The sequence below is a fragment of the Pseudomonas sp. HMWF021 genome (assembly GCF_003061005.1).
Lineage (GTDB): Bacteria > Pseudomonadota > Gammaproteobacteria > Pseudomonadales > Pseudomonadaceae > Aquipseudomonas.
Window position 1 is genome coordinate 8840 of sequence record NZ_QAIK01000143.1, and the last position, 14410, is coordinate 23249.

Genomic DNA, 14410 nt, shown 5'->3' on the forward strand with positions numbered 1-14410 from the left:
GGCAAGGCGGCGCATGCCGGTGTTGCGCCGGAGCTGGGGCGCAACGCGGCGATGGAAGCGGCGCACCAGATCCTGCAACTGGGCAAACTCGGCGATGAGGCGAAGAAAACCACGATCAACTTCACCGTGCTTCAGGCTGGCGATCGCACCAATGTGATCCCGGATCACGCGACCGCAAAGGCTGACGTGCGCGCGGCGGTGCCTGAAGAATTCGACCGGATCGAGAAGGATCTGGCGCGAGTGTCACAGGACAAACTGATCGCGGAAACCGAAGTCACCACCAGCCTCAAGCGCGGGTTGCCACCCATGCCGCAGACGGCGGAGTCGGATCGCTTGATGGCGATGGCCCAGGGCATTTACGGTGAGATCGGTCGCAAGTTGACCGAGGAGGGCAGCGGTGGTGCGGCGGATGCCAGCCTGTCAGCCGGCGTGGGCACACCGACGCTGGACGGTTTCGGGATTGTCGGTGGCAACATCCACACGCCCGAGGAATACGCCGAAGTGGCGAGCGTGACGCCGCGGATTTATCTGTTGTCGCGGATGATCATGGAGTTGGCCAAATAGTCACAGTCTGAACATTGTTTAGTGCTGAGGCGACCGGCCCCATCGCTGGCAAGCCAGCTCCCACAGTAGATCTTCAGTGAACGCAGTATCCGTGTTCAACACAGATCCCATGTGGGAGCGAGCCTGCTCGCGATGGCGTTGGCACATCCAACATCCATATAGCCTGACCCACCGCCTTCGCTGGCAAGCCAGCTCCCACAGTAGATCTTCAGTGGACGCAGTATCTGTATTCAACACAGATCAAATGTGGGAGCGAGCCTGCTCGCGAAGGCGTCGGCACATCCAACATCCATACCGCCTGATCCACTGCCTTCGCTGGCAAGCCAGCTCCCACAGTGGATCTTCAGTGGATGCAGCATCTGTGTTCGACACAGATCAAATGTGGGAGCGAGCCTGCTCGCGAAGGCGTCGGCACATTCAACATCCATAGAGCCTGATCCACCGCCTTCGCTGGCAAGCCAGCTCCCACAGACTCTGGCAATGACCACAAATCTGTGGTCTGCCAAATAACCTGTGGGAGCTGGCTTGCCAGCGATTGCATTAGCCCGGCCAACCCATCATTCCTTGACGCTCATGTATTCCTTGGCCCAAAGAATGTAATCCTCAGGCTGGGTATAGGTGTGTGTCAGCTCGGTGGCGCTCAGGTCCGAGGCCTGGGTGAAGATCTGGCGTTGTTCGCGCAGGCTGTCGTAAGTCGCCTTGATCGCCGCGAAGTACGCGCCGTGGCCGTCGATGGTCACGCGCACACCGAGTTCGGCCAGTCGCTTGTCATCGCGCAGCGCCGGGTTGCCGTAGGTCACCAGCATCAGCGGGACCGTCAGGTGTTCGGCAATCTGCTCGAGCTGATCGAAGTCCTGCACCCCGACCATGCAGATGCCGTCGGCACCGGCGGCCTGGTATTGCCTGGTGCGGCTGATGATTTCCTGATTCGGCAGGATCCCGGCATTGGTGCGGGCGATGATTGCCATTTCCGAATCGACCCGGGCTTCCAGCGCCGCGCGGATCTTGCCGACGCCTTCGGCGACCGAGATCAGATCGGTGGACTTACGGCCGAATTGCGCCGGCAGCAGGGTGTCTTCGATAGTCAGGGCGGCGACGCCTGCGCGTTCCAGTTCGACGATGGTGCGCATCACATTGAGGGCGTTGCCGTAGCCGTGGTCGGCGTCGGCGATCACCGGCAGTTGTGCGACACGACCGATGCGGGTGGCCTGTTCGGCGAATTCGCTGAGGGTGATCAGGGCGAAATCCGGGGCGCCCAGCACCTGCAACGAGGCCACGGAGCCGCCGAGGATCCCCACTTCAAAACCCAGGTCAGCGGCGATGCGCGCGGACATCGGGTCGAACACCGACGCGGTGTGGTAGCAGGTGTCGGAAGCCAGCAATTGACGGAAGTTACGGCGCAAATCTTGATGGGAAAGCCTGGTCATACGAGTTCCACCAATACAAAGGAATGGAACGGCTTGAGCAAAGGTGTCAACGCCGAAGAATGAAAAGGCTATCACGCGGATGGGTCAAGGTTCATGACGAATTTGCGCGGGAGGCGTTGATGACGGATCCAGCCGCTGAAAGGTTTCATCGGCGGTCTGCGGATTTTCAGTGGCAAAACCGCAGATCAGGCCGCTACCGCCTGTTGCTGTTGCCTGGGCAGCAGCACCGCACGTACCGAATTGCCCGGTTGCAGCTGCAGGCGCTTGGCGGTCAGACGGTCGATCACCAGGGTATTGCCGACCTGACGGCCGGGGGCCACGGTGATGCGGCAGTTCTCCAGACGCCGGTTATGGATCAGCCACAAGGGGGCCTGATCGTCAGGGGTGCCGAGGTTGAGGGTCAGCGCCAGGCTGTCGCGCACGGTGCGGATGTTCTGGATTGGCGCTTCGATCACCGGTCCGCCATCGAATATGTCGATGTAGCCCTTATGCACAAAGCCTTCGCTGCGCAGAATCTTCAGCGCCGGCTCGGTATTGGGGTGCGGCTGGCCGATGACCGCCTGCGCTTGCTGGGTGAGCAGACAGGTGTAAAGCGGCTGGCGTGGCATCAGTTCGGCGATGAACGACTTGTTGCCCAGCCCCGACAGGTGATCGGCGTGGCTGAAGTCCATTTTGAAGAAGTGCCGGCCCAGGCTGTCCCAGAATGGCGAGCAACCCAGTTCATCGGCACTGCCACGCAGTTCGGCGATCATCTTTTCGCCAAACAATTGCGGGAATTCGGCAACGAACAGCAGTCGTCCCAGCGACAGCAGACGGCCATTGCTGCCGTGACGTTGATCCGGTTGCAGGAACAGTGAGCATAACTCCGACTGGCCAGTCAGTTCGTTGTTGAGAAACAACGTGGGTATCTGCCGCGAAATGCCAAGATCAGGTGCCGAACTGACGGTAACGCCAACCCGATAGTTGTACCAGGGCTCGCGCAAGCCGATGGCGCCGGTCAGGGCACTGACCCCAACCACGCGCAGGTCGTCGTCCTCAAGCACGAACAGGTAGTCGGCGTCGGCACGTTCCACTTGTTCGGCGAACGCACGCTGTGCCCAGCGCACACGGTGGGCCAGGCGATCCTCATTGGCAGGCAGGGTGGTGAACCCGGGGCCTGCCTGCTGCACGAGTGCCATCAACGCTGGCAGATCGCTGACTTTGACCGGACGGACGATCATGCAAAAACTCCTTCTGCGCGCCTGTTCGGGCACTGTCGTTGGCGGCGAAACCGGGCGTGGTTCACAGGGCTGTCAACCGGATCAGGTTGCCATCGGTGACGTTCAGCGCCGCACACATGGCAGGCGTGAGGGGCAGCGGTTGCCCGGGCTGGTAATCCAGTTCGGCAACGATCGCCCGGTAACCCTGCAAGCCATCGTTGCCGAGCAGGAAGCGGCCGCGGGCATCGATCCGGGACTGCTGGTGCACGGCGACAGTCTGGCTGCGGGCAATCGAACGGATGTTGGCCGTGCGCGCATACAACGTAGGTCCGGCATCGAACAGATCAATGTAGCTGTTGGTTTCGAAGCCTTCACGCTCAAGGATGTCGAAGGCTTCCTGGCCGTCGGGGTGAATCCGGCCAATGCACTCTTGCGCTGCCAGGGGCAGCATCGGCACGTAAATCGGGTACTGCGGCATCAGTTCGGCGAGAAATGCGCGGCTTTGCAGACCGCACAGGCGCTCGGCCTCGACGTAGGGCAGGTCGAAGAAGTGCTTGCCCAGCGCATCCCAGAACGGCGATTGGCCGTTCTCGTCGCTGTAGCCCACGATCTCGGTGATCACCGCTTCGGCAAAACGTTGAGCGTGCGCGGCGATGAACAGCAGACGCGCCCGCGACAATAATTCGGAATAGGCGCTGCCCACCAGTGTGTTGTCGATGTGAAAGCCGCGCAGCAACGTGTGATCGTTGAGGTCGTGGCACAGTGACAGCGCCGGCACGCCGTGCTCGATGTTCAATTCCCGCGAGGCGCTGGTGAAGTGGCGGTTGCGCAGGCTGTAGAACGGCTCGTTGAAACCGGCCGTGGCGAGGATCTCCGAACAGCCGACCAGCCGCTGCCGGTCGAGGTCTTCCAGGACGAAGAAGTAGTTCTCCGGGCCTTGCGCCTCAATTGCACTGTCGAACGAAGCACAGGATCCGGCGATTTTTTCGCGCAGACGCTCGGCGTCGTCCGGCAACGACGTGACGCCGACCAGGCTGTCGCGGGCCAGTTGCTGCAATTGGGGCAGGTCGGTTTGCTCGACTGGGCGAAAGACCAGCATGGATGCACTCCTGTATCAAAGGGTCCGGTGATCCCCACCGAACCTGACTATCACTGTCGGTTGCCACGCTTTAAAGCGGCGGTCGCCTGATTTGTTGTCAGACGCCGCTCTTTTTCTTGTCAGCCATTGCTCGGATCAGGCAGCGCGGTGCTGGCGCCGAGCTTGTTCAGGAAGAACAGGTACACCAGCCCCAGCGCGATCCAGATCAGGCCGAGTTTCTGCGCGTCGACGCCCATGTTGTACATGATGGCCGCGACGATGATGAAGCCGATGACCGGACAGATCAGATGGCGCACCACCTGACCGGACTTCTGCCGACGCCAGTAGTAGTTGATGACCGTCAGGTGCAGCAGCATGAAGCCGCTGAGGGCGCCGAAGTTGACCAGCGAGGTCAGGGTGTCGACCGAATTGATGAACAGGTAGCAGATCACCAGCGACAGCACCGCCACCAGATAAATGCTCAGGTACGGGGTGTTGTGCTTCGGGTGCACCTTGGCCAGCACTTTCGGCAACTTGCCGTCGCGGGCCATGCCGAACAGCAGACGCGACACGGCAGCTTGCGAGGTGATCGCCACGGCGACGCCCCAGGCCAGGGCGGTCGCCACGCCGGTCAACGTTGCCAGCCAGCTACCGGCCGCGATTTCGGCGATTTCATAGAACGCGGTATCGGCGGATTTGAAACCCATGCCAGCGGCCAGATCGGTAGCGATCCAGGTCTGCACGACGAAAATCACGCCCATCACCACCAGCGTGATCAGCGCCGCCCGGCCGACGCTTTTGCCCGGGTCACCCTTGATCTCTTCGGCGAGCGTCGAGATCGCATCGAAACCGAGGAACGACAGCACCGCAATCGACACCGCTTGCATCAGCAGGGCGAAGTTGAACGTTTCCGGGTGATACAGCGGCGCCAGTGTCAGCTCGCCGTTACCGCCGCCGTTGTGCAGGGCGTTCCAGGCGTAGAACAGGAAAATCCCCAGCACAACAAGCTGCGCCAGCAGGAAAATGATGTTCATGCGGGCGGTGAAGGTGATCCCGCGCAGGTTGACGAATGTCGCGCTGACCAGAAACGCCAGGATGAAGCCGACTTTCGGAATGTCTGGGTACAGATGGTTCAGGGCCATCGCCGCGTAGACGTACAGCAGCGGTGGAATCAGCAGGTAGTCGAGCAGCATCAGCCAGCCGGCGATGAAACCGACGTGTTGATTGAGGCCGCGTTGCGCGTAGGAATACACGGAGCCGGCGATCGGAAAAGCCTTGGCCATGCTGCCGTAGCTCAACGCGGTGAACACCATTGCCACCATGCCGATGATGTACGCCAAAGGCACCATTCCCGGTGCTTCGGCGTTGACGTAGCCATACACACCGAACGGGGCGATGGGGATCATGAAGATCATCCCGTAGACCACCAGGTCGGTGAGCGTCAGGCTACGTTTCAACTCCTGTTTGTAGCCGAACTCTTCTATTTCCATGAAGCGAACTCCTTGTCATCCAATCAAGCGTTTTTAGTTGTTATGTCGGTCCATCGTGTACAGCGTCGGCAGTGTTTTCCACAACATTGATTACAGCAATGGCGCGAGGTATTCAGCCCAGCGCGAGACCGCTTCGGGGCTGCGCAGCAGGTCGTTGCGCACCTCGATCAGCACCGAGTCCAGCCCTCTGGCATCGCCATGCACCGGCACGGTCATGTCGCCCAGCGGATCGATCCGGTACGGCTGGTTGCCTGCCACTTTCAGCGGATGCCGACCGAGACCGTCGATCAGCCGTTGCGCATAGGCGCCGGCCTGACCGAACAGCACGCCGACTTCCAGTGGACGCGGCTGGCCGTAATACACCGGGGTAAAACTGTGAATCCCTACCACCCGCACTGGCTGGCCTTGAGCAACACGCTCGTCGATCAAGGTCTGCAGGCGTGCATGAAACGGTTTGAACAGGCACTGGCGCCGGTATTCACGGGTCGCTTCATCCAGTTCGCGGTTGCCCGGCACCTGATAGATCTCGCTTTGCATCGGAATGCTGTCGGGAGCATGCCGAGGGCGGTTGAGATCGATCAACAGCCGTGAATAGTTGGCGCTCAACAAGGTCGCGCCGAGTCTTTCGGCCAATTGCTCGGCCAGTTGCAGCGCGCCGATGTCCCAGGCGATGTGCTCGCGCGCGGCTGCCTCGTCCAGGCCCAGATTGTTCAAGGCCTCGGGGATATAGCGACTGGCGTGTTCACACACCAGGATCAACGGGTTCGTCGAATCTTCACGACTCAGGTTGTAGACCGGGCGGGTGTACAACCCAAGCTCGGCGGATTCAGTACAGGCGTGCATAGTGCTCACACAGGTCAGCGGGGGAGAGCTGTTCCGTCAGCGCCAGTTCCTCGGTTTTAAGGGCGAAGTAGGTGTCGAGCAACGCACTCGGCAGCGCCTGATTGAGGTCAGTGCTGCGGCGCAGGCAATCCAGTGCCTGGGCCAGCGAGGCGGGCAGGGCGACGATGCCCCGATCCTTGCGTTGTTCGGTGTTGAGTGAATCGGGAATTTCATCGGTAATGGCGTTGAGCGCCAGCCGCTGCTGGATGCCCAGGCGCCCGGCAATCAGCAGCGCGGCCATCGCCAGGTGCGGCGAGGCCGTGGCGTCCATCGCACGGAACTCCAGGTTGTATTGCGCCGCCACGGATTTGCCGCCCAGGCTCACGGTCGGGCAGATGCGCAGCGCCGCTTCACGATTCTGCTGTCCCAGGCACGCATAGGACGCGCTCCAGTGATGCGGTTGCAGGCGTTCATACGACACCGGGGTTGGCGCGGTGAACGCACACAATGCTGGCAGGTAATGCAGGATGCCCGCCGCCCAATGCTGGCCGAGCGTCGACAAACCGTTGCTGGTGCCCGCGTCATAGAGCATCGGTTGACCTTGCAGGTCGAGCAGGCTGACGTGCAGGTGTACGCCATTGCACACCGCGTCGGCTGCGGTTTTCGGCGCGAAGCTCAGGTCCAGGCCCATTTGGCGGGCGATCTCGCGGGTGATTTCACGTACGTTGACGGCGCGGTCCGCCGCCGCCACACCGAGGGTCGGGCGGCAGGTGATTTCGTATTGGTGCTTGCCGTATTCGGGCAGGAACATTTCCGGCTCGACGCCACCGGCGCGCAGGGCGCTGAGCAGCCAGCCGCCGAATTCGGCACCCTGGCGCTGAGCCTCAAGGGAAAACGCCAGGTGCTCGGCAAAGCCTGCGTGCAGATTGAATTCGTGCTCGAACGCGGCGTTGACCTGCAAGCCCAGCTCATCGCGATAGCGTTCGATTTCATCGCGCAGCAACGTGCGCGGGCAGGCGCCCCATGGCCGGCCATCGGTCTCGCGAATATCGCCATGGATGAAATCCAGCGCCGGCGCTGCCGTGTCCGGACCGTTGTTGACGGTCACGCGACTGGCCAGATCGGGGATCAGCCGCAAGTCGCCGTAAGCGCCCCACGGGTTGGTCTGGGCGATGACATCTTGCGGGGTCAGCGCGCTGTTGGCCGGCACCCAGCCGCAGCCGGCAGCCTGATAATGCTCCAGCTCGTCGGTGGGAAACGAGCGGCCACGGGTGATGCCGATCAGGTCGGTGGTGACGATGGTGGTCATCGGCAACGGCGTCAGGCGCTCGCTCATGGACGCATCTCCTGCAAGCGGCCGAGCACGGTTTGCGTGTCGGTGATCCAGCAGTAACCCTTGATTGCGTTCAGGCAGGCGTCATGTCGCGCCGGGGTGTAAGTGGCGCAGGCGTCTTCGACCAGCGTCACCAGATAGCCACGGTCGGCGGCATCCCGCACGGCCATGTCGACACACTGGTCGGTGACGATGCCGGCGATGATCAGATGGCGGGTTTCGAGATTGCGCAGCACGTAATCGATGTTGGTCGAATTGAACACACCGGATGAGGTCTTGGGCAGGACGATCTCGTTTTCCACCGGCGTCAGGTCGTCGATGATGCGAGCCTGCACGCTGCCCTTGGGCAAATGCATGTCCGACAGCTTGTGATCCAGCGAACGGTCGCGCCCGTCGGCGGTCAGGCTTTCGATAATGGTGTGCAGCACGTTCTGCCGCGCCTCGCGAAAGGCGCTGAGCAAGCGGCGTTGATTGGGCACCACCTGCATGTGCGCGCGGGTCAGGAAATACTCGGCGTCCGGGCCGTTCAGGTGCGGATCGAACTGCGGTTCGAGCCAGGCACGCTGCATGTCCACCAGCAGCAACGCGGTGTGGTCGGTGACAAACGGCAAATCCCGCGGCGAGCGGTGGGGAAGGCTGAACATCCTTATTTATCCTCCAGCAGATGGGTGTTGAACTCGTTGCGCAGGGCGTCGATGCCTTCCAGGCGATCGGCCAGATCGTGGCTGCGCAAGGTCAGACAGGCAATCAGTGCCTCGACCTGCGCCAGTGCCGGGACCATGGTGTCGAACGGTGAAGCCGACTCCACCGGGGCGCTGATGATCAGGTCGGCCAGTTCACGCAGCGGCGAGGCGTAGACGTCGGTGAACAACACCACCCGTGCGTTGCGGCTTTTCGCACCGCTGGCCACGCGCAGGGCCTGGGTCTGATAGCGGCGGTAGTCGAACAGCAGCACGACGTCCTGACGCTGCAGATCGAACAATCGGTCAGGCAACTGCGCGTTGTCCTCCAGGGCAAAGCAGCCGGGGCGCAGCAAGCGCAGGTGATTGAGCAGGTAGTGGGCCATCAGACTGCTGAAACGCCCGCCGAAGGAGTAGACCTGGTGGCGCGTGTCGAGCAGCCAGTCGACGAGGATCCGCACATCTTCAGGCTGGGTCAGCGCCTGGGTTTCCGCGATCAGGCGCTGACTGTCGGCCAGATAGTGGCCCCAGACATCGTCCTTGTTCAGGTGCGAGCGCGGTTGCAACAGCGTGCGCGGCGAGCGTAGCCGGTGGTCCATGTCGCTGAGCAGCGCGTCCTGGAACTCGGCATAACCGCCGAAACCGAGCTTTTTCACCAGACGCACAATAGTCGGATCGCTGACCCCGGCGTGTTCGGCCAGACGCGCCATCGGGCCCAGACCGTTGCGTGGATACTGATCGAGCAGAGCGCGGATGACTTTGCGTTCCGACGGTGTCAGGTCCAGGCCGGGATCGGTGATCAGGTCTCTGAGAGGTGGCATCCGGGCTCCTGCTGGATGGGGGGTGTTGAATTCGCTTCATAATCCGTTAAAACAGTATTTATGTAACGCACGCTACATGTCTAGTGAATTTTTAGCGGTAGCGATTCAGTGTTTAATTTGCGTCGGAGCCGTGTGCAACAAGGCCTACACCGTTGCCGCTAGTTCTTGTAGTCCATTGCCCATTGGCGTGTCAGATATTGCCGTTTATTCGATTGCGTAGCGACGCTCGGATCACGGACGAGATCGCCGCAAGCGCACGGTTTGCGGCACAATTGCCGCAATACCGCCCGCTTGGTGCCGATTTACCTGCTTTTTATCGAGTGCAAACCTGTGCAGTCCACCCGCTTGACTTTGATTTGCCATGCTCGAACCGTCGCACAGAAATTGGCGCGTTTTCCTACGAGCGAGCCTGTTGAAAATCAGCCCTTCACGCCCGGCGCGCTGGCGAGCCAGTTCGCCAGCGTCAGCCATTTGTTGTGCGGGCCGGAATTACGTACTCGTCAAACTGCCGAATGGTTCGGTGCAACGCCGCAAGTGGATCAAGCACTGCGCGATTGCGACTGGGGGCGCTGGCACGGGCAAGCGATCAAGGATCTGCAATTGCGCGAGGCCGAGGCCTTGCAGGCGTGGATCAACGATCCGCACGCCGCTCCCCATGGTGGCGAGTCGGTGATGCAGCTGGGCGCGCGCGTGGCGATGTGGCTGACCAGCCTGCAAGGCAAATCGGGGCACATCGTCGCCGTCACCCATCCGTTCGTAGTGCGCGCCGCGTTGATGCAGGTGGTACAGGGGCTGGCGTTCAACGCCATCGATGTAGAGCCGCTGGCGGTGGTTGAACTGCGTTTCAACGGGATCTGGCGGCTACGCTTGCCGGGTAACGATTTTGCGGGAGCACTGTGATGAAACGACTGCTGGTCATCGGCATCGGCGCCGGAAATCCCGACTACATCACGATGCAGGCGGTGAAGGCACTCAATCAGGTGGACGTGTTCTTTCTGCTGGATAAAGGCCAGAACAAGGACAAGTTGATCGATCTGCGGCGGGAAATCTGTGAGCGTTACATCACCGATCCTGCGTATCGCTTCGCCGAAGCCCCCAGCCCTGAGCGCGAGCGCGGCGAAGTGGACTACACCCGCGCGATCGATGATCTGAACCGCGTCAAGCAGGAAACCTTCGAACGGCTGATCAATGAAGAATTGGCTGACGGGGAGTGCGGCGGTTTTCTGGTGTGGGGCGACCCGGCGCTGTACGACAGCACGATTCGTATTCTGCAGGCGATTCTGGCGTCAGACCGCTGTGCTTTCGAGTTTGAGGTCATCCCCGGGATTACCAGCGTTCAGGCGTTGGCGGCGCAACATAAGGTGCCTTTGAACACCATTGGCCGGTCAATTGAAATCACCACTGGCCGGCGTCTGGCGGCGGGGCTGGTGAGTGACGCCGATAGCCTGGTGGTGATGCTCGATGCTGAAGATTCCTACCGCCATGTGGCGGATCAGCAGACAGAGATTTACTGGGGGGCCTATCTGGGTACGCCGGATGAGATCTTGCTCAGCGGCAAGCTCAAGGATGTGGCAGGCGAGATTGAGCGTGTGCGCAAGGCTGCCCGGGCCGAGCATGGGTGGATCATGGATACCTATCTGCTGCGCAAGCCCTAGATTATGTCTGTCTGGGCTGGCCCCTTCGCGGGCAAGCCCGCTCCCACAGGGTTTCGGGGCGACGCAAAACCTGTGGGAGCTGGCTTGCCAGCGAAGGCGTCCTGAAATTCACCTCAGGAAATGGCTTTGACCTCTCGCCCGAACCGCTCCCGATACACCGACGGTGGCACCCCGACCACGCTGCGAAACGCCACGCGAAAACTTTCCACCGAGCGATAACCGCAGCGCTGGGCGATCTGCTCGGTGTTCTGCACGGTGCTTTCCAGCAGTTCCCGCGCTCGGGCCAGTCGTTCGTGCTGCAGCCATGCCTTGGGCGATTGCCCGCAGGCTTCGGTAAAGCGCCGTAAAAAGGTGCGTTCACTCATCGCCGCTTCGCTGGCCAGATCGCGCACTTCCAGCGGCTGATGCAGGCGCTCGCGAGCCCATTGCATCACCCGCGACAGGTCGCTGCGCGGTGTCGGGCTGACGGGCGTGGGGATGAACTGCGCCTGGCCGCCGGTGCGTTGCGGCGACATCACCAGGCGCCGGGCCACCGCGTTGGCGACCTGGGTGCCGAAGTCTCGAGCCACCAGATGCAGGCAGGCGTCGATGCCGGCAGCGCTTCCTGCGGAAGTGATCAACTGGCCGGAGTCGACGTAAAGCACATCCGGATCCACCGCAATCGCCGGGAAGCGCCGCGCCAGCTCATCGGTATAGCGCCAATGGGTCGTCGCACCATGGCCGTCGAGCAAACCACTGGCGGCCAGCACAAATACTCCGGAGCAGATCGACAGCAGCCGCGCGCCTTGCGCGTGGGCCTGGCGCAAGGCATCAAGCAGAGCCGGCGGCACCGGGGCATCGCGGTCACGCCAACCGGGAACGATGACGGTGCGCGCCTGCGCCAGAAGCTCCAGGCCACCGTCAGCCAGCACCTGAATCCCGCCCATGGCGCGCATCGGCCCTTGGTCGACGGCCACGATGCGGTGCTCGTACCACGGGAAATCGAACTCCGGCCGGGCGAGGCCGAAGACCTCCACGGCAATCCCGAACTCGAAGGTACAGAGGCCGTCGTAGGCCAGAATCGCGACCAATCCAGGTGAATCAGGCATTTGGCGGAAAATTCCCGGTGAGTGTCTTGCGCGCCACTGTAGCGCCAAGTTCTGACCCGATAAAGTCTGTTCACACCCCAACAGACACAGGAGCTACACAGAATGACCAGCCTGGTTCGCGAAATTCCTGCCGCCCCGTCGGCGATTGCCCTGATGCATTTCAGCAACCGTCTGACGTTTGAAACCGATTGTTCCGACGTCTTCAGCAGCCAGGAGGCCGGGGAGGTCGATTTTGTGCTGGTCGATGTACGCGGCCCGCTGGCATTCGAACGCGGTCATGTGCCAGGTGCGATCAATATCCCGACACGCTTGCTGACGACCGAAGGCCTGGCGGGTTACTCGAAGAGCACGCTGTTCGTGGTTTATTGCGCCGGCCCGCATTGCAACGGCGCCAACAAGGCAGCGGTGAAGCTCGCGGCGTTGGGTTACCCGGTCAAGGAGATGATCGGCGGCGTGACCGGATGGCTGGGTGAAGGCTTTTCGCTGAGCGTCGAACAACCCGCCAAAACCCCCATCGCCTGCGAATGCTGAACTGCTTCTGTAGGAGCTGCCGCAGGCTGCGATCTTTTGACTTTCAAGAGCAAAAGATCGCAGCCTTCGGCAGCTCCTACACAGGCGATTTGGGTGATTTTCGAGGGTTTGTCCTACAGCCTTTGCACCATGTCGGCGCAGCGTTGATCCCGGTCAACGGCTGCGCCGATTTTCTGTAAGTATTTGTCGCTTAAACACAATTTGCCCTGTGCGCGCCGCCATAGACTGCCGGCCACTTCGGTTTTTGCCGCTAAATGGCCATGACCGAACGCCTAATCGAAAGCTGCCAATAAAAGCCTCCGCACACAGGAGTAATAAATGAAGAAGCTAGTGATGTTCGGTGCCCTGGCACTGTCGATGCTGTCCCTGACCGCTGTGGCCGAAGACGCCAAACCGATTCGTCTGGGGATCGAAGCCGCTTACCCACCGTTCTCGATGAAAACCGCTGACGGCAAACTCACCGGGTTCGACGTCGATATCGGCGATGCGCTGTGCAAACAGATGGACGTCAAATGCGTGTGGGTCGAGCAGGAGTTCGACGGCCTGATCCCGGCGCTGAAAGTGAAGAAGATCGACGCGATCCTGTCCTCGATGACCATCACCGACGACCGCAAGAAAAACGTCGATTTCACCATCAAGTACTACCACACCCCGGCGCGCTTCGTGATGAAGGAAGGCTCGGGCATCACTGATCCGCTGACCCAGCTCAAGGGCAAGAAAGTCGGCGTGCTGCGCGCCAGTACCCACGACCGTTATGCCACCGACATGGCCAAGGACGCCGGGTTTGAAGTGGTGCGTTATGGCTCGCAGCAGGAAGCCAACCTCGACATGAAGTCCGGTCGTCTTGACGCAATGCTGGCCGACTCGGTCAACCTCAGCGACGGTTTCCTGAAGACCGACGCCGGCAAAGGCTTCGAATTCGTCGGCCCGACCTACGAAGACGCCAAGTACTTCGGCGGTGGCGCCGGTATTGCGGTGCGCAAGGGCGATACCGCGCTGGCCGAGAAATTCAACAAGGCCATCACCGAAATCCGCGCCAATGGCGAGTACAAGAAAGTCCAGGACAAGTACTTCGACTTTGATGTGTACGGCCATTAATACGCTGTAGAAAAAAGTGGCCCCGTGAATGCGGTGGCCACTTTTTTTGTGCTCTGATTCATAGGAGAACCCTGTAGGAGTGAGCCTGCTCGCGATAGCGGTTTAACATTCAGCCGCTTTAGTGCCTGACACACCGCTATCGCGAGCAGGCTCACTCCTACAGGGGATCTGCGTGATCCAGCCATTCAGGAGTTTTCCCATGCAACGCATCGACCATGTCCTGCCCTGGAGCCATCTGGGCAGCGAACGTTCTCTCAGCGTCTTCCGTTACGGCGCCGGCAGCCGCAAGGTGTATATCCAGGCCAGTCTGCACGCCGACGAGCTGCCGGGCATGCGCACCGCATGGGAACTCAAGCAGCGTCTCAGTGAACTTGAACAGCAGGGCCGTCTGCAAGGCGTGATCGAGCTGGTGCCGGTGGCCAACCCGATCGGCCTCGACCAGCATTTGCAAGGCAGCCACATGGGCCGCTTCGAGCTGGGCAGCGGCAAGAATTTCAACCGCTCGTTCGTTGAACTCAGTGCGCCGGTGGCGGCGCGGATCGGCGAGCAGCTGGGCAGTGATGCCGAAGCCAATATCGCGTTGATCCGCCAGACCATGGGTCAGGTGCTCGACGAGCTGCCGGC

Annotated in this window: 15 protein-coding genes; 6 read left to right on the forward strand and 9 right to left on the reverse strand. The window is 61.2% G+C overall.

What is annotated here, in order from left to right; genetic code table 11:
* Positions 1–564: M20/M25/M40 family metallo-hydrolase (locus DBR18_RS29510; protein WP_256588802.1), on the forward strand; the 564-nt coding region annotated here is incomplete at its 5' end.
* Positions 565–1121: 557 nt separating this feature from the next.
* Here the strand turns inward: DBR18_RS29510 and DBR18_RS19640 are convergent.
* From DBR18_RS19640 to DBR18_RS19675, 8 genes are all read right to left on the reverse strand, one after another.
* Entirely contained in the window at positions 1122–1991 is an 870-nt protein-coding gene (locus DBR18_RS19640) for an oxaloacetate decarboxylase (RefSeq protein WP_108591547.1), read from the reverse strand.
* Positions 1992–2176: 185 nt separating this feature from the next.
* The gene (gene astA, locus DBR18_RS19645) at positions 2177–3211 is read right to left on the reverse strand and encodes an arginine N-succinyltransferase (RefSeq protein WP_108591548.1); all 1035 of its coding nucleotides are present in this window, start codon (positions 3209–3211) and stop codon (positions 2177–2179) included.
* Between the two features lie 61 nt (positions 3212–3272).
* The gene (locus DBR18_RS19650; RefSeq protein WP_108591549.1) at positions 3273–4289 is read right to left on the reverse strand and encodes an arginine N-succinyltransferase; all 1017 of its coding nucleotides are present in this window, start codon (positions 4287–4289) and stop codon (positions 3273–3275) included.
* Positions 4290–4408: 119 nt separating this feature from the next.
* The gene (locus tag DBR18_RS19655; RefSeq protein ID WP_108591550.1) at positions 4409–5758 is read right to left on the reverse strand and encodes an APC family permease; all 1350 of its coding nucleotides are present in this window, start codon (positions 5756–5758) and stop codon (positions 4409–4411) included.
* A 90-nt stretch (positions 5759–5848) separates the two neighbouring features.
* Positions 5849–6601: an N-formylglutamate amidohydrolase gene (locus DBR18_RS19660; RefSeq protein ID WP_108591551.1), complete on the reverse strand. Its 753-nt coding sequence runs from the start codon at positions 6599–6601 to the stop codon at positions 5849–5851.
* Positions 6585–7916 (reverse strand): glutamine synthetase, encoded by a 1332-nt coding sequence (locus DBR18_RS19665; protein WP_108591552.1) that lies wholly within the window; start codon positions 7914–7916, stop codon positions 6585–6587. Before DBR18_RS19665 ends, DBR18_RS19660 begins: the two co-directional genes overlap by 17 nt.
* A complete protein-coding gene (locus tag DBR18_RS19670) occupies positions 7913–8557 on the reverse strand; it encodes an isochorismatase family cysteine hydrolase (protein ID WP_108591553.1) in 645 nt (214 codons plus the stop codon). Before DBR18_RS19670 ends, DBR18_RS19665 begins: the two co-directional genes overlap by 4 nt.
* 2 nt (positions 8558–8559) lie before the next feature.
* A complete protein-coding gene (locus DBR18_RS19675; RefSeq protein ID WP_108591554.1) occupies positions 8560–9414 on the reverse strand; it encodes a MurR/RpiR family transcriptional regulator in 855 nt (284 codons plus the stop codon).
* A gap of 330 nt (positions 9415–9744) precedes the next feature.
* Between DBR18_RS19675 and DBR18_RS19680 the strand changes: the two genes are divergently transcribed.
* Together DBR18_RS19680 and cobF are read left to right on the forward strand one after the other, a co-directional pair.
* A complete protein-coding gene (locus DBR18_RS19680; protein ID WP_108591600.1) occupies positions 9745–10314 on the forward strand; it encodes a histidine phosphatase family protein in 570 nt (189 codons plus the stop codon).
* Positions 10314–11069 carry a precorrin-6A synthase (deacetylating) gene (gene cobF / locus DBR18_RS19685; protein WP_108591555.1) on the forward strand — a complete coding sequence of 252 codons (756 nt, stop codon included), beginning with the start codon at positions 10314–10316 and terminating at the stop codon, positions 11067–11069. Before DBR18_RS19680 ends, cobF begins: the two co-directional genes overlap by 1 nt.
* A 113-nt stretch (positions 11070–11182) precedes the next feature.
* Here cobF and ftrA read toward each other — a convergent pair whose 3' ends face one another.
* A complete protein-coding gene (ftrA, locus tag DBR18_RS19690) occupies positions 11183–12157 on the reverse strand; it encodes a transcriptional regulator FtrA (protein WP_108591556.1) in 975 nt (324 codons plus the stop codon).
* A 102-nt stretch (positions 12158–12259) separates the two neighbouring features.
* Between ftrA and DBR18_RS19695 the strand changes: the two genes are divergently transcribed.
* The 3 genes from DBR18_RS19695 to DBR18_RS29515 all read left to right on the forward strand — a co-directional run.
* Positions 12260–12688: a rhodanese-like domain-containing protein gene (locus DBR18_RS19695; protein WP_108591557.1), complete on the forward strand. Its 429-nt coding sequence runs from the start codon at positions 12260–12262 to the stop codon at positions 12686–12688.
* 318 nt (positions 12689–13006) lie between these two features.
* Entirely contained in the window at positions 13007–13786 is a 780-nt protein-coding gene (locus DBR18_RS19700) for an ABC transporter substrate-binding protein (protein WP_108591558.1), read from the forward strand.
* 199 nt (positions 13787–13985) lie between these two features.
* Positions 13986–14410: succinylglutamate desuccinylase/aspartoacylase family protein (locus tag DBR18_RS29515; RefSeq protein ID WP_256588806.1), on the forward strand; the 425-nt coding region annotated here is incomplete at its 3' end.